At 34.7% G+C, this 15,468-nt stretch carries 16 protein-coding genes; 9 read left to right on the top strand and 7 right to left on the bottom strand.

What is annotated here, in order from left to right; translation table 11 throughout:
• Positions 1 to 77: 77 nt before the first annotated feature.
• The 3 genes from K5Q12_RS06595 to K5Q12_RS06585 all read right to left on the bottom strand — a co-directional run bounded on the left by K5Q12_RS06595 (position 78) and on the right by K5Q12_RS06585 (position 1,340).
• Complete coding sequence (locus K5Q12_RS06595; protein WP_220742950.1) at positions 78 to 443, bottom strand: DUF1304 domain-containing protein; 366 nt, start codon at positions 441 to 443, stop codon at positions 78 to 80.
• Positions 444 to 608: 165 nt separating this feature from the next.
• Positions 609 to 878 (bottom strand): hypothetical protein, encoded by a 270-nt coding sequence (locus K5Q12_RS06590; RefSeq protein ID WP_220742948.1) that lies wholly within the window; start codon positions 876 to 878, stop codon positions 609 to 611.
• Between the two features lie 174 nt (positions 879 to 1,052).
• Positions 1,053 to 1,340: a hypothetical protein gene (locus K5Q12_RS06585; protein WP_246570520.1), complete on the bottom strand. Its 288-nt coding sequence runs from the start codon at positions 1,338 to 1,340 to the stop codon at positions 1,053 to 1,055.
• 518 nt (positions 1,341 to 1,858) lie between these two features.
• On the opposite strand from K5Q12_RS06585, the gene K5Q12_RS06580 reads away from it, so the two are divergent.
• The gene (locus K5Q12_RS06580) at positions 1,859 to 2,107 is read left to right on the top strand and encodes a hypothetical protein (RefSeq protein ID WP_220742945.1); all 249 of its coding nucleotides are present in this window, start codon (positions 1,859 to 1,861) and stop codon (positions 2,105 to 2,107) included.
• A 165-nt stretch (positions 2,108 to 2,272) separates the two neighbouring features.
• On the top strand, positions 2,273 to 2,782 hold the full coding sequence (locus K5Q12_RS06575; protein WP_220742944.1) for a GNAT family N-acetyltransferase: 510 nt from the start codon (positions 2,273 to 2,275) through the stop codon (positions 2,780 to 2,782).
• A 45-nt stretch (positions 2,783 to 2,827) separates the two neighbouring features.
• On the opposite strand, the gene K5Q12_RS06570 is transcribed toward K5Q12_RS06575, so the two are convergent.
• The 3 genes from K5Q12_RS06570 to K5Q12_RS06565 form a co-directional block, all read right to left on the bottom strand.
• The gene (locus K5Q12_RS06570; RefSeq protein WP_220742942.1) at positions 2,828 to 3,088 is read right to left on the bottom strand and encodes a SemiSWEET family transporter; all 261 of its coding nucleotides are present in this window, start codon (positions 3,086 to 3,088) and stop codon (positions 2,828 to 2,830) included.
• An 85-nt stretch (positions 3,089 to 3,173) separates the two neighbouring features.
• Entirely contained in the window at positions 3,174 to 3,341 is a 168-nt protein-coding gene (locus K5Q12_RS07170; protein ID WP_246570522.1) for a hypothetical protein, read from the bottom strand.
• A 40-nt stretch (positions 3,342 to 3,381) separates the two neighbouring features.
• Positions 3,382 to 3,840 carry an ion transporter gene (locus K5Q12_RS06565; RefSeq protein WP_246570518.1) on the bottom strand — a complete coding sequence of 153 codons (459 nt, stop codon included), beginning with the start codon at positions 3,838 to 3,840 and terminating at the stop codon, positions 3,382 to 3,384.
• A 105-nt stretch (positions 3,841 to 3,945) separates the two neighbouring features.
• Between K5Q12_RS06565 and K5Q12_RS06560 the strand changes: the two genes are divergently transcribed.
• Positions 3,946 to 4,560 (top strand): pyridoxamine 5'-phosphate oxidase family protein, encoded by a 615-nt coding sequence (locus K5Q12_RS06560; RefSeq protein WP_220742940.1) that lies wholly within the window; start codon positions 3,946 to 3,948, stop codon positions 4,558 to 4,560.
• Between the two features lie 314 nt (positions 4,561 to 4,874).
• Positions 4,875 to 5,708, top strand: a complete 834-nt coding sequence (locus K5Q12_RS06555; protein WP_220742937.1) for an aldo/keto reductase — start codon at positions 4,875 to 4,877, stop codon at positions 5,706 to 5,708.
• Here K5Q12_RS06555 and K5Q12_RS06550 read toward each other — a convergent pair.
• Positions 5,691 to 6,710: an FUSC family protein gene (locus K5Q12_RS06550; RefSeq protein WP_220742935.1), complete on the bottom strand. Its 1,020-nt coding sequence runs from the start codon at positions 6,708 to 6,710 to the stop codon at positions 5,691 to 5,693. The genes K5Q12_RS06555 and K5Q12_RS06550 overlap by 18 nt on opposite strands.
• Positions 6,711 to 6,888: 178 nt before the next feature.
• Here K5Q12_RS06550 and K5Q12_RS06545 point away from each other — a divergent pair, with 178 nt between their 5' ends.
• From K5Q12_RS06545 to mutL, 5 genes are all read left to right on the top strand, one after another.
• Positions 6,889 to 7,095 (top strand): CsbD family protein, encoded by a 207-nt coding sequence (locus K5Q12_RS06545; RefSeq protein ID WP_220742933.1) that lies wholly within the window; start codon positions 6,889 to 6,891, stop codon positions 7,093 to 7,095.
• A 235-nt stretch (positions 7,096 to 7,330) separates the two neighbouring features.
• A complete protein-coding gene (locus K5Q12_RS06540) occupies positions 7,331 to 8,737 on the top strand; it encodes an NAD-dependent succinate-semialdehyde dehydrogenase (protein WP_220742931.1) in 1,407 nt (468 codons plus the stop codon).
• Between the two features lie 77 nt (positions 8,738 to 8,814).
• Positions 8,815 to 10,845 (top strand): ATP-dependent DNA helicase RecG, encoded by a 2,031-nt coding sequence (gene recG, locus K5Q12_RS06535; protein WP_220742929.1) that lies wholly within the window; start codon positions 8,815 to 8,817, stop codon positions 10,843 to 10,845.
• Between the two features lie 36 nt (positions 10,846 to 10,881).
• Positions 10,882 to 13,470, top strand: coding sequence for a DNA mismatch repair protein MutS (mutS, locus tag K5Q12_RS06530; protein ID WP_220742927.1), 2,589 nt, complete (start codon positions 10,882 to 10,884; stop codon positions 13,468 to 13,470).
• Between the two features lie 28 nt (positions 13,471 to 13,498).
• A complete protein-coding gene (gene mutL / locus K5Q12_RS06525) occupies positions 13,499 to 15,466 on the top strand; it encodes a DNA mismatch repair endonuclease MutL (RefSeq protein ID WP_220742925.1) in 1,968 nt (655 codons plus the stop codon).
• Positions 15,467 to 15,468: the final 2 nt, after the last annotated feature.

Here is a 15,468-nt window from a genome sequence, read left to right as displayed (position 1 = left end):
GTTGCGTCTTCATATTCCATCCCCAATAATGCTTTTAACGTGGTTCCGCACGTAGTATGTACGCACTCTGTGAGTGCTTATGCTATCAATAATAAAATAGCCACGATAATTGCTAGTCCAGCTTGTTTCAAAACAATTAATTTATCACCTGATGAGAAACTACCATACAAACCAACAAGAATGATGTATACCATGATAGCGAGTAAGTTGTTGTTATGATTAGATGTGAAAAATAGGGTATATAAGATAGCTACGGCAATTAGTCCGTTATAAATTCCCTGATTTTTAAATAAAGTTTGGACATTCTTGTTTTGTAATTCATCTGATGTCATATTGAAGACTCTGCCGGTGTTAGATGATGTTGTGGCGAATGTCTCTAAATACATAATGTAGAAAAATTCTATGGCTACAAGAATACTTAGAATTGTGATTATTAAATTCATTGTTTTCTCCCTAATGCTTTTAACGTGGTTCTGCACGTGGTATTTGCTGTTAGTCATCCCCGCCCCATAGTTTAAACAGGGAAGCGTACCACAGAGTCGGATCCCTTGTTAAAATAAGCAGTTATGTTTTTGTTTTAAGTCACTTACTGATAGTAGGTGGCTTAATTAATGTGATAACATGTAAAAACGATAGATGTTCTGAGCTAGAGTTAATATAGTGATCACGGTTAGTACAGTAGAAAATGCAAACAGCCACCACTTCTTATCTTGGTAACTCTCAATAGCAAGAGGAGCTATAATAAGTGGAAGTATAACGCCTTGAACGAGTCCGACTATTTGTTGATTTAATTGCATTGTGTTTTCAGCAATTAGCAACGCAAAAACAGCAATAATTACTGCTATCCGTAACTTCCAAAATCTTTTATTTATTTTCATATTTAATCAACCTCCCATGCATACCCTTGTTTATATGTTTTTCAGTACAGCGTTCTCGAGCGACATAGGTATACCAAAGTACGCCATGAAATCATAAAGCTTACTGTATCTGTCTGTGTTCTCATCAAAGTAAAAGTTAGCTAACATTTTAAACGCATAAGCATTGGCGCTAATTTAAGCATGATTTCTGGCCAAAGGCGAGAACGCATAAGTTTTGTGTTGTTCGCCATTCAAAATGTGTTGTAGTTCGTGAAACTTCCTAAAAGGCAGTGAGAACTTGGTCTTAAAGTTGGGGTTAATGATGATTGTATTGTCAAAAGGGGATGCAACGTCTGGATCATATTCATGCCCATGAACTTCAACGACATTTATTCGGTTATAAGTTGAACGTTTAATGTTGTATTTCACAATGACATCATCAAAGTATTCGAGAGGCGAACTGTAGTCTAGGTATTCATACATTTATTGTTTGCCCTCTCGCATAGTTTTTAACATTGCGATAATGGCTTGCTTATAGTCTTCTGATAGCTCTTTACCCTCAAAAGACACGATTAACTCAACATGCTTTTTGTCATCCCTCTTATACTTAGCAAAAGTACCACGTAAAGAATTTATATATTGCTTAACCCTTGATCGATTAAATTTTTTGTGTACATAATTCTTTTATACGGTTATAAGTGATAGATGCCTTTAAGAAGGTATTAAGAGTGAGAAAATCGCCATAAATTAATCATACCAGACAAGCAAGGTCGTTTAAAGGCCCGCTTATGCTAAAAAGGACTATTTTATTCAGTTTTGCGAATAAAAACATAGGAGTATTTTTATGTCAATTAGATATTCACAAAATTTTATCGTTATTTAAGTTAAATAAGTTCCCCCTGCTATGATTAATGGTTAAGTTCAAGACAATAAAAATGGATTAGAAACGGTATTAAAATTTCAAATTTTAGATGTTATACTATTATTAAAGGAGATATAATATGGTCGCATTACACGTACTTTTTGGTTTAATGATTTTGGTTGGAACAATCATGACTGGTGTTTCTTTCCAAGGAGATACTCAAAAACTGACTAAGTTACAAAAATTTTCACTTATATTCACAACATCAGCCATTGGCTTGACAGTTGTGGCTGTTATTACAATATCAAGTTCAGTATTTATCGGATTAGCTTTGTTGGTAATTCTTGCAGTATATGAATATTATTCATTTTTACGCGCAACAAATTAACGCATAATTCTAAAACAGGCATTATCTTAGCAATAAGATAATGCCTGTTTTAATTTAAAAATTATGATTGACAATACGTACGCATCATATAAAATAAAGTAATATTCATTTTATGAAGGAGATGTTAGCAATTCGCTGACCGATGATGATATGGCGTTAACTTTCATGAGGCAGGCACGACCTAAGGATTTAGACAGTGTACTTACCATTATTAACAATGGTAAGCAATTTTTAAAATTGCAACAGATTAATCAATGGCAAGCAGGGTACCCAAATGAAAATACCATTAGCAAAGACATTGATGATGGGGTGGGTTTTGTACTTACTATTGACAAAAAAGTAGCTGGATATGTGGCATTAGTTTATGGTGAAGATAGTGGCTATACTCATATTGTTGAAGGCAACTGGGATAATCCAGACTTTAATTACTTTGCCATACATCGTATTGCAATATCAGATGAGTATAGAGGACAGAATCTGTCGGGTAAATTTTTAACTGCAATTATTACCTACATTTTTAGCCAAAATGGTCGAGATATCCGTATAGATACACATCCTAAAAATAAGGTGATGCAGTCAGTCATTAAAAGTAATGGTTTCGTCAAAAAAGGTATTGTTCACGTTGATGAAAGTAACGACGAAACTGAACGGTATGCCTACCAATTATCTTTATAAATAAAAACAGCGCATAGTAATATGGGCTGTTTTTAATATTAAACATTAAATAGCAGTTATGAATGTTATTAATCCAAAAACAATTCCTGGGAGATTTGCCGCAGCCAATGGCCAATCACGGTGTTCTTTAATCAAGCCATAGGTTACCCATAAACCACAATTAATTGAGGCAACTAAAGGTTGGATGGGATTGCCTTTTACTCCGGATAAGTTATCAGCAATTTGAGGAATATAGGATACATACATAAGAATAGACATAATAGTTGCAGTCCAACTTAAATAAATGATAAATTTTTGAGTTTTCATGATTACCTCTCTGACTAATATCATACACTTCATTTTCATCTTCATCAAAGATCAAATCTACGTCAGAACATGTGAGACGAATAAATTATTCACGATTTTCTATTAGTTTTCGTAACATATGTAACTCTTTTTGGATATCGACTAATTCTTGTTTGAGTTCAAGCGTTTCTCGACTATTTTTTTCTTCGAGAAAGAAAGCAGTTACGGTACTGGTCACACTACCAATTAATCCGATACCTAAGATCATTAGAATAACTGCAATTAAGTTACCGACAGCTGTATGAGGTGAAATATCACCATAGAGAATCTAAATAATGGCTATTTTCTGCCACTGAATATATTTCTGCCCCAGTTAATATCAAAACAACTGTCGCAATCACAAGATAGATGAAACCATTGGTATTAAAAAAACGTTTAATTATTTTTTGTACTTTGCCTGTAAAACCAACAACTCTGATTAATCTTAATAATTTTAATAGTCTAATAACACGGAATGTTCTAAACAAATAAAACATAGCGTCAAACGGAATAATTGCCAGTAAATCAAATAGATTAGTAACAAAAAATTTTTTCTTGTTTTTAGATTGTATTAAACGTGTGAGATAATCAATCCAAAAGAATACTAAAATGCCTTTATCGATGTAGAAATAGGGCGTTTTGTTAAGATTAATAATATTAGAGATATCCAGCAAAGCTAATGTTATAGAAATAAAAGATAGTATCATTATTGTGACATAATAAATTTTTTTCATGAAGAATAGTTCCTTAGAATGTGACATTCACAATATATTTTACGCTTTCTTTTCAAAAAACGTCGCATGAGTAAAAATGATATACTTTTGCTTAGGAGAATAATCATGTATTTAAAACGGTTCATACAATTATTTATTATGTTTTTAGTTGCTATCTTTTTATCGTTGTTCATTGTCAGTTTGTTCAATATTCGTGGTTTTATTGCTCAAGCCGCTGCACTCACAATCATAGGCTATGTTTTCTTAACGATACCTTTAACAGTATTAACTATTTTAAAACAAAGAAAGAAATTTAAGCGGAACATAGTAGATACAACTGATTTATTTCAGAATGCCTGGGCAAACTTAGAAAATATTATTGTTCTGTCTACATATGGAAATGGAACAACTAGTATTGTCACGGTTAAACAATCACACGACAAAATAAATGGATTTTATGTTGTGACAGATTCAAAAAGTAAGCGTATTGAAGATATAAGAGAGCATGCAAATGTTTGTTTTTCAACATGGTATCACCGTGAAACGGGAATACGGATCAGCTCCAACAATGTTCATGCAGAAATAATCCTACCTTTCAATTTAAAGGCAGAAATTCAACAACATCCCGAAATAAAAGAATTATCAGATAATTTTCATGATAAAGTTGTGGTTAAACTCACTGTGTTATCTGCACTAATTGAGTCATTTCAAATCAATCCTACAGTAGTGACTTTTGATTGATACGTGAACTGTTTGTACAGAATAAGAATGCTAAACGATTTCTGGTATTAAGGTAGTCACGTGTTCTAAATGCCTTTTTAGGCATTTTTTTATTTAGGAGAAAGACTTATGTTATGTCTTAGGAATAATTATTGATGATAGGGCAACACCTATCAAATTGAGTCAGGGATTTATAAAAGTTACTTGGGCATTCATGACGATTATTGATATGACATTAACTGAGGGGAGAATAAAACGGTAATGTTTGAATTATAACTTTTAAAAGTATACTATTATCTTAACAACAAGTATCTAATAATTAGGAGGTTAACTTTATGTCTTTTATTGCATTACATGATGGTCAAAAGTTACCTAGTATTGGTTTTGGCACCTACAAATTAAATGGTTCTTCGGGTGCCCAAGCAGTCGCATCGGCTATTGAAGTGGGGTATCGCTTGCTTGATACTGCTTATAATTATCAAAACGAAGGTACAGTTGGACGTGGTATTAAAAATTCTGGTATTAACCGTCAAGAATTGTTTATTCAATCTAAATTACCTGGTAAGTATTATGCTGATACAAAAGCATCAATTGATTTAATTCAAGAATCACTGTTTAGAAGTCAATTAGACTATTTTGATTTATATCTTTTACATTGGCCAAACCCAATTGATGATCACTATGTTGAGGCGTGGGAAACGCTTATCCAAATGAAAAATTTTGGTTTAGTTAAATCTATTGGAGTATGTAACTTTTTGCCTGAACATTTAGAACGTTTGGAAAAAGAAACAGGTGTGTTACCCGTAGTAAACCAAATTGAACTTCATCCGTATTTTAATCAAAAAGACATGATTAACTATAATTCAAAACATAATATTGTAACACAAGCATGGAGTCCTTTGGGACGTGCAAGTCACTTGTTACAGGATCCTGTACTCATTGAATTGAGTAAAAAGTACAAAAAAAATGTTGGACAGATTATTCTTCGTTGGGAAGTTCAATCAGGTGTTGTACCAATTCCAAAATCCGTGAGTTATAACCGGCAAGTTGGAAACAAGGATATTTTTGATTTTTCAATATCAACTGAAGACATGTGTAAAATTGATCAATTAACTAAAGATGATGGACGATCAAATGATCAGGATCCAGCATCATATCAAGAATTTTAAAAAGTATGTCTTAGACATGCTTTTTTTCATCAACTTACTTTTGATGATTGTATCAAAACAAAGTACACCAATTACACCAATAGTCGTGCCAAGTAGAATAGCTATTATTCTTGTTAATATTAAGTTTGTCCCGAGTTCAGGACGAACCAGTTTGAACAAAATTAGAGCGATTGGTGTTGTAAATAGATTACCAATTAAATAACTGGATGGCATCGTCAAACAAATTAATCCCATCATAATAATAGATAATAGTGCCAATAAAAAGGTTAAATGAATAAAAACATAAATCACTAGTGCAAAAATACAACCAATAATTCCGGCGACGATATAATGAAATTGTCTATGTCTAGCAATTGTTATATTTTCAGATTGAAGCACTGTAATGGCAGAAACCAAAACCCAGTAGTAGTTGTTTAGGTGCAAATTATACCCAATAGCATAAGCAATTGCGCCAAATAAAGCATAATTTATAGAATAAAAGAAAGGCTTTAAATTACTTGGATGTAACTCTATACCTTTTAAAGTTAAGGGATATTTTTCAAAAATGGTATTTTCTAATATAGCTAACAATGAGGCAATGAAGATACCCATAATAGCGTAACCAACCAGTGAAAAGCGCATATTAAAGTCAAGATGAGTTAAACTGGCTAACATGCCATTAATCATTAAAATGAAAAAAGCTTGTGGTCCAATAAGAAAATTGTTAGATAGTATATACTGGACACAAAATGCTACAACGCCTATCCACAGTATGGCTAGTAAAGTGTTAGTAGCTACTAATGCACTTAACGGAAAACTCACTATACAAATTATATCAATGAGTAATAATTGCGACATTGAAACGTGTTTATTAACAGGAACGTAGTACATTAAAATTAGAGCGCCAAAGCATCCCATTACTGCTAGCCATTTATTTTGTAAGAAGCCACCAAATAAAAATGGTAAAGCCATAGAAGTCATTCCAAAGCCTGTATGTATTGCGAGCCGTTTTGTAATTTTCATATTTTTTTCCTTAAAATAAAATTTTTACATCCTAACATAAAAAAACCTACATTGTCAAAATATTAGATTTTAAGGTATATTAAAATATGATTTTCCTCATTTTAAGTTTGCTAGATTATCATTAACTATGTTAAAATTATTTATGTAACATCAAATAAAAATCAAGGAGAACATTATTATGTCATTTGAAGAAAAGTTTGATAGCGCTAAGGATAAAGTTGTCGGTAAGGCAAAAGAATTTGAAGGTAAGGTTACTGGAGACAAAAGTCGTGAAGCAGAAGGCAAAGCCCAAGGCTTTGTTGGTAAAGCCAAGGAAGTCGTTTCTGATGTCAAAGATGCTGTTAAAGACGCAGTTGAAGACTTTAAAGAAGACAATAAGAAGTAATTTAGATATATAAAAGTCAGCCAATGATTGGTTGGCTTTTTTTATCAAGTTATTGCTATCTAAAACAAGCAAAACATTGTGAAACTTTTTTTAAACTTATCGCTAGTCTCTTTAATAGTAGTTGATTATAAAATATTTTACTTGTGAAAATATTTGAATTTGAATGAATATAAGCCTATAATGAGGGTGTTGTTAGTTGTATCCCACGCTGTATTAAAAGAAAGGTCGAAATAACATGAGTTATCAAACAGTAAATCCGTTTACAGATGAAGTAATTAAGACATTCGACAGTCATGATGATGCCTATGTGGAAGAAGCATTAACTAAGGGTCATGCGCTATATAAAAAATGGCGAAACGATCCAGTAGAAAGTCGTGCTGATGCATTGAACAAAGTTGCAGATATTATGGCATCTCGTGTAGATGAGTTAGCAAAAATTTTAACAGTTGAAATGGGGAAACGTTTTTCAGAGGCACAAGGAGAAGTTGTCATTAGTATTGCAATTGCGCGATATTATGCTAAAAATGCAGCTGAATTTTTGAAGCCCAAAAACATCCAATCAGCAATTGGTCCCGCACAAACAATTTCAAGGCCAACTGGTATTTTAATGATGGTTGAACCATGGAATTTTCCTTATTATCAAATTATGCGTGTCTTTGCACCAAACTATATGGCCGGTAATCCTATGCTATTAAAGCATGCCAGTAACACACCAATGGCAGCCGATACTTTTGAAAAAATTGTCAAAGAAGCTGAATTACCAGATGGTGCGTTTACTAACTTATTTATAGATTATGATCAAGTCAGTCACATTATTGCTGACGAAAGGGTACAAGGTGTGGCGCTAACCGGATCAGAACGTGCAGGTAAATTAGTCGCTGCTGAAGCTGGTAAATATATGAAACAAAGTTCACTAGAATTGGGTGGTAGTGATCCCTTTATTATATTAGATGATGCCGATCTTTTCGAAGTTGAGAAAATTATCAGTGGTGCGCGTTTATACAATGCTGGGCAAGTATGTACATCATCAAAACGTTTTATTGTGACAGAAAAGAACTATGATAAATTGGTAGAGATGCTTAAAAAGGCATTTTCTGAGGCTCGTTTAGGGGATCCGATGTTACCAGAAACAACACTTGCACCACTAAGTACATCAAAAGCCAAGAAAAACTTAACTAAACAAGTTGCAGAAGCGGTTGATGCCGGCGCAACTTTAGCATTTGGTAGTGTTGAACAAACTAAACCAGCTGCTCTGTTTGAACCAGTTATCCTAACTAACATTAGCAAAGATAATCCGGCGTTTTATCAAGAATTCTTTGGTCCAGTTGGACAAGTTTATAAGGTACGTGATGAAGAAGAAGCAATTGCTTTAGCAAATGATTCACATTACGGCTTAAGTGGCGTTGTATTTGGTGGTTCTCCAGAACATGCGACAGAAGTTGCTTCAAAAATTGAAACTGGTGCTGTTTTTGTTAACAGTTTTGGTGGTACGTTACCAGAATTACCATTTGGTGGTGTTAAAAATTCTGGTTATGGTCGTGAATTAGGGGACTTAGGTATTGACACTTTTGTCAATAAAGAAACAATTGTGACTAAGCATGAACCTATTGATTTAAACAATGCTTTTGGTGGTTTTGTGTAAACACAATAATTTAATTATCAAAAGAACGGTAGCCTAGGGGCCACCGTTTTTTTGTGTAAAAATGTTACAATGATAATATGATAACTCATAATGATAATGTTAACCTATTGCCAGGTGTTGGGCCAAAAAGATTAGACGCACTTCATGAAATTGGTATATTTACAATTGAAGATTTGTTAACTTATTTTCCTTTTCGATATGAAGATTTAGGAGAAAGAATACCATCCGAAACACTTGACGGTGAAAAAGTAACGTTTAAAGGTGTTGTGAGTTCACCCGCAATAGTCACTCGTTTTGGTAAAAAGAATCAAACTCGATTTGGTTTATTAATTGAACACGAAAATGTGCGTGTTACATTTTTTAATCAACCATGGGTAGCACAAAATATCACAGTAGGTGAAGAAGTTGCTGTGTACGGTACTTACAATGCCGCTAAAGCATCAATGACTGGAATGAAAATGATTAACGCCTCTATTGATGCATTAGATCCAATATATCCAGCAACCAAAAAAATCACAGCAAAAACAATTCGACATTTAATTGAGTTAGCTTGGGCGGAAGTACGTGGTAACATGCCGACTTTGGTACCAAAAAAGATTCGTGAAAAGTATCGTTTACTTGACCGTAATGCGGAAATTGAAAATATGCATTTCCCTTCTGATATGTTAAGCGCAAAATTGGCTCGTCGGAGTGCAGCTTTCGAAGAGTTTTTTATTTTTCAAATGAGACTTCAACTATTGAAATTAGCTGACCAAAATTTTTCTGGTGAAGAAATTAATTATGATATAGCCGCAATTCACAAGTTTGAGATGGGGTTACCCTTTAAACTAACTGCTGCTCAAAAAAAAGTGATTGCTGAGATTTTAAAAGATCAAAAGCGCCCAATTCATATGAACCGACTACTTCAAGGAGATGTAGGGTCTGGTAAAACAGTAGTTGCTGCAACGGCTATGTATGCAGCAATTACAGCTGGTATGCAAGCAGCTATTATGGCACCAACAGAAATTTTAGCTCAACAACATGCCATTAATTTGACGCAACTCTTTGAAAATGCCGATATTAATTTGCGAATTGAATTATTAACAAGTGGATTGAAAGCATCAGCTCGTAGGCAAATAATTGAAGACCTTGAATCAGGCGAAATAGATATTCTTGTAGGGACACATGCTTTATTGCAACCTGATGTCATGTTTCATCATCTAGGTTTGGCAGTGATTGATGAGCAGCATCGCTTTGGTGTTAATCAAAGAGCAGCCCTACGAGAAAATGGTGTTAATCCAGATATTTTAGCAATGACAGCGACACCTATTCCCAGAACACTTTCTATTACTGCTTATGGCGAGATGGATATTTCAGTAATTGATCAACTGCCGAATGGTCGTAAAACAATTCAAACAAAGCGGTTAAGTCATAATCAATTAGATTCTGCGATGCACTTTGTCAAACAACAGGTCGACAGTGGCGCACAAGCCTATATTGTTACCCCTTTAATTGAAGAATCGGAAGCATTAGACGTACAAAATGCTACAGCCATGTATGAATTTATTAAGTTAACTTATCCAGAATATCGTATTGGTTTATTACACGGTAGATTATCAAACGATGAGAAAAAGCAGCTTATGGCGGATTTTAAAGCTAATGATATTCAAATATTGGTTGCAACGACTGTTATTGAAGTTGGCGTTGATGTGCCTAATGCAACTGTAATGGTTATTTTGGATGCTGATCGTTTTGGATTAGCACAGTTGCACCAGTTGCGTGGGCGTGTTGGTCGTGGGGAACGTCAGTCCTATACCATATTAGTGGCGGATCCAAAAACTGACTATGGCACAGCCCGCTTAGATGCTATGGTAGAGACAACCAATGGATTTATATTAGCGCAACGTGATCTTGAACTTCGTGGTTCGGGAGATATTTTAGGCACGAAGCAATCTGGTATACCAGAATTTGTAGTAGGTGATCCTGTTAAAGATTTAACGATGATGGAGATTGCTCAACAAGAGGCAATTACTGTTGTTAGTAAAGAGGGGTGGGACAATTTGCCTGAAAACCATGATTTAGTAGATTATCTATCTCGAACAATGGCACACTATCGCTACTTTGATTGAAAAAGAACTCGAATTAACAATGGAGAAATAACTATAATGGGTAAATCTGCTGATACACCAATGATGGTTCAATATCATGAAATAAAAGCACAATATCCTGATGCATTTGTATTTTATCGTTTAGGTGATTTTTATGAGCTATTCGAAGACGATGCTATTTTGGGAGCAAAATTACTAGAGTTGACGTTAACTGCTCGAAATAAAAATTCAGAAAATCCTGTACCAATGGCAGGTATACCGCATCATGCTGCGCAAAACTATATTGATATTTTAGTTGATCAAGGACATAAGGTAGCTATTGTTGAGCAAATGGAAGACCCTTCAGTAGCAAAAGGGATGGTTAAACGCGATGTTGTACAACTCATCACGCCTGGTACAAAAATGTCAGAAGGTGCTGGAACAGATAAGCAGAATAATTATCTTGCAGCTGTACTACCTAATAATAACGATTGGACATTATCGTATGTTGATCTATCGACCGGTGAATTACGCGTAACGACGCTAATTCATTTTGAAGATGTGATTGATGAATTGAGTTCATTAGAAGTTAAAGAAGTTGTGTTACAAAAAAGTAACCTAGCAACTCAAAATGAAAAATTAGCTTTGAAACTAGGCGAACGTGGGATTGTTATTTCGATGCAGCAATCATTTGAAAAAACGGCTGCTGTGAGTTTTTTGACACAACCCTTACACAATGAATCTGAAATAAATGTTACGGTTATGTTGTTAAGCTATATTTTTGATACACAACGCAGAAGCTTAGATCATTTGATGCCAGCTAAAAGCTATGAAAGATTAAAGTATCTGAAATTTAATCAAGATACGAGAAGTAATTTGGATTTAGTTGAAAATTTAAGAACAAAGAAAAAATCCGGATCTTTATTAGGGCTTATTGATCAGACTAACACAGCAATGGGGGGACGACTATTAAAAAATTGGATTTTAAAGCCTTTGAGAAATCAACCAGAGATTGAAAAGCGTTTAGATTTAGTTCAAGCATTCCAAGATGATTTTATGACTCGTGGAGGGCTTCAAGATCATTTGAAATCTGTTTATGATTTAGAAAGGCTAGCAGCTCGGGCCGCAATGGGAACGATGAATGCGCGTGAATTAGTACAATTAAAGCGCTCGCTGTCTGCTATCCCGGGTATAAAAGAGACGCTATCCGAAGCTGGTGGACAACTAGCCATTGCTGGACAGCATCTTGATAATATGATGGACTTGTCTGAACTTATTGATGAAGCAATTGTTGATGAACCACCAATTAGTGTTCGAGAGGGCAATATTATTAATGATGGATTCGATGAGAAAATAGATACTTATCGACAAGTACTAGCGGATAATCAACAATGGCTAACGCAATTAGAAGCTGATGAACGACAACAAACCGGTATTAATTCACTTAAAGTTGGGTATAATAAAAACTTTGGTTATTTTATTGAAGTGACTAAAACAAATATTCCACGTTTAGAAAAAGATCGTTATGAGCGGTTACAAACGTTAACTAACGCCGAAAGATTTGTCACACCTGAGTTAAAACAACATGAAAGCCTCATTGTAGAGGCGCAAGCCAAACGCACTCAACGAGAATACGAACTTTTTGTAACAGTTCGCGAACGTGTGAAAGCCAATATTTCACGAGTACAAACACTTGCCCAACAAATAGCGCGTTTAGATGTCTTATCTTCTCTTGCAGATGTCGCAGATAATCATCGATTTGTACGTCCGAAATTTACTGGGGAAAGTACAATAACAATTGTGAACGGTCGTCATCCCGTGGTTGAATCTTTACTACAAGTCGGGGATTTTGTTGCCAACGATATTAGACTAGATGACAAAACACATATGCAGTTGATCACGGGACCAAATATGGCCGGAAAATCAACTTATATGAGAGAGTTAGCTTTGATTGTCATTTTAGCTCAAATGGGTAGCTTTGTGCCTGCTGATTCAGCTGAATTACCAATTTTTGATCAAATATTTACTAGAATTGGTGCTAATGATGATATGGCTATGGGACAATCAACCTTTATGGTTGAAATGGCTGAAGCTAATCACGCACTGCAGCAAGCAACAGCGCATTCGCTCATCTTATTCGATGAACTTGGGCGAGGAACAGCAACCTATGATGGTATGGCTTTAGCACAAGCAATTATAGAATTTCTAGACAAGCATATTCATGCGAAAACACTATTTTCAACGCATTATCATGAACTAACTAATCTGGCTGAAAAACATCACAGTATTAAAAATGTTCATGTCGGGGCAGTAGAAGATGATTCTGGTCAATTACATTTCTTACATCAGATTCAAGAGGGACCAGCTGATAAATCATATGGGATCCATGTTGCAGCGTTAGCTGGATTACCCAAAGAATTGATTAGTAATGCAACAAGTATACTTGCTGATTTGGAAAACCCTCAAGATGATAACAAGACTTTGAGGCAAAAACCTACAAAAGATCAAGAAGATTACTTGACAGAACAAGTAGCGCTTTTTGAAGTCAAAGATGTATCAAAAAAAGACCTGAAAGTCCTTTCGGCACTCGATGATATTGATTTGTTACACATGACACCGCTAGATGCAATGAATGTCTTAAATCAATTAAAGAAAATGAGAAGCTAGGAGGTGTACGTTAAATCGTACAATAACCATGGGTAAAATACATGAACTTTCTAATTTATTAGCTAACCAAATTGCCGCAGGAGAAGTTATTGAACGTCCAGCAAGTGTTGTCAAGGAACTTGTTGAAAATGCTATTGATGCTGGCGCTACTCAAATCGATGTCATAGTAGAAGATGCAGGACAATCTCTTATTCGAGTTGTGGACAATGGGGATGGTATTGATCCCGAAGATGTCCCTTTAGCTTTCACACGTCATGCAACTAGCAAGATAAGTGACCGACATGATTTATTTAACATTTTATCATTAGGATTTAGAGGGGAAGCATTGCCTTCAATTGCTGCTATTGCTGATGTTACGCTCAATACCACCACAGACAATAATCCAGAAGGGTTAATGTATCATATTAAAGGTGGAAAACAAATTAGTGCTACGCCCGCTAATGGTAGGCGCGGTACCGTGATATCGGTAAGAGACTTATTTTACAATACACCTGCACGATTAAAATATTTGAAAAGACCACAAACAGAACTATCTCGATTAGTCGATATTATGAATCGATTAGCGTTGTCATATACCAATATCTCATTTAGCTTAGCTACTGAACAAAAAATGTTATTGAAAACTATTGGTAATGGTAATCAAAAACAAGTCATCGCCTCGATATATGGTCGTGAAGTGGCTCAAAAAATGTTAGCATTTGCTGGTGAAGATGATGATTTTAATATCACAGGATTCATTTCTTTACCGGAATTAACCCGTGGCTCTCGGGAATATTTAACAGTCTTAATTAATGGTAGGTTTATCAAAAATTTTGCTATTTCAAACGCAGTTATTCATGGATTTGGCTCTAAACTTATGGTTGGCCGCTTTCCAATGGGAGTTATCAACATTAATACAAATCCACTTTTAATTGATGTTAATGTGCATCCTCAAAAATCTGAAGTCCGCTTATCAAAGGAAAAAGAATTATCTGATTTAATTGCCAAAACAATCAAAGAACGTCTGTCAAATGAAAATTTAATACCTGATGCCTATGAAAACTTGTATGGAAAGCAACAAAAATCAGAACCTGTGCTAGACAGTCAACTTATAAAAGCACCCTGGGTAGAGACCATAGAAGTTGAAAAAGGCAATAAATTAGAGATCGTTGATGAAAATCCAACCATAATAGAAATTGAGGATAGTACGCAATTAGATTCCATTGAGGTTAAGGCATTTGTTGATAAATATAGTCATGAAATAGCATTACCAATCTTTGACACTAATCAAATGCAACCAAATACATTGTTTGAACCAGAAATCAACTATACAACACCAACTAACCCTGAGTATCATCAAGAAAGTTTAACAGTCGATGAATCAACAGTAAGTGGGTTCCCAAAATTAGACTATATTGGGCAAATGCATGGCACATTTTTATTTGCTCAAAGTGAAAATAGTTTATTTATTGTTGATCAACATGCTGCCCAGGAACGCATTAAATATGAGTATTATCGAAAGGCCATCGGAAATGTAGGAGATCAGCGTCAGCGACTATTAGTGCCAATTACGCTTAATTACACTACTGTGGATATGTTGAAGTTAAATGATGAAAAGAAAAGTTTAACTGATATTGGTTTAGATTTTGAAAATTTTGGGCCAACGACCATCATTTTTCGTGAGCATCCTGCGTGGTTTGAAAAAGGGCAAGAAGAATCGATAATCACAGAAATAATTGATTGGATTTTGCGAGATGGCTCGTTAACGATTGCTAAGTTTAGAGAGAAGACAGCTATTATGATGAGTTGTAAACGGTCTATTAAAGCTAATATGCATTTATCTGAATCACAGGCACGTTACTTATTAGACTCACTTTCTAAATGTGAAAATCCTTATAATTGCCCGCATGGGAGACCTGTTGTAACAGAATTTAGTTTAAATGAAATGGAAAAAATGTTTAAAAGAATTCAGGACTCACACGAAAAATGGGAAACATACGATAATCATCCATTTTAACA

Origin of the sequence: Leuconostoc palmae, assembly GCF_019656075.1 — a bacterium.
GTDB classification, from domain to species: domain Bacteria; phylum Bacillota; class Bacilli; order Lactobacillales; family Lactobacillaceae; genus Leuconostoc; species Leuconostoc palmae.
The sequence above is the reverse complement of the archived record's forward strand: the minus strand, read 5'-3'. Positions and strand labels throughout refer to the sequence as shown.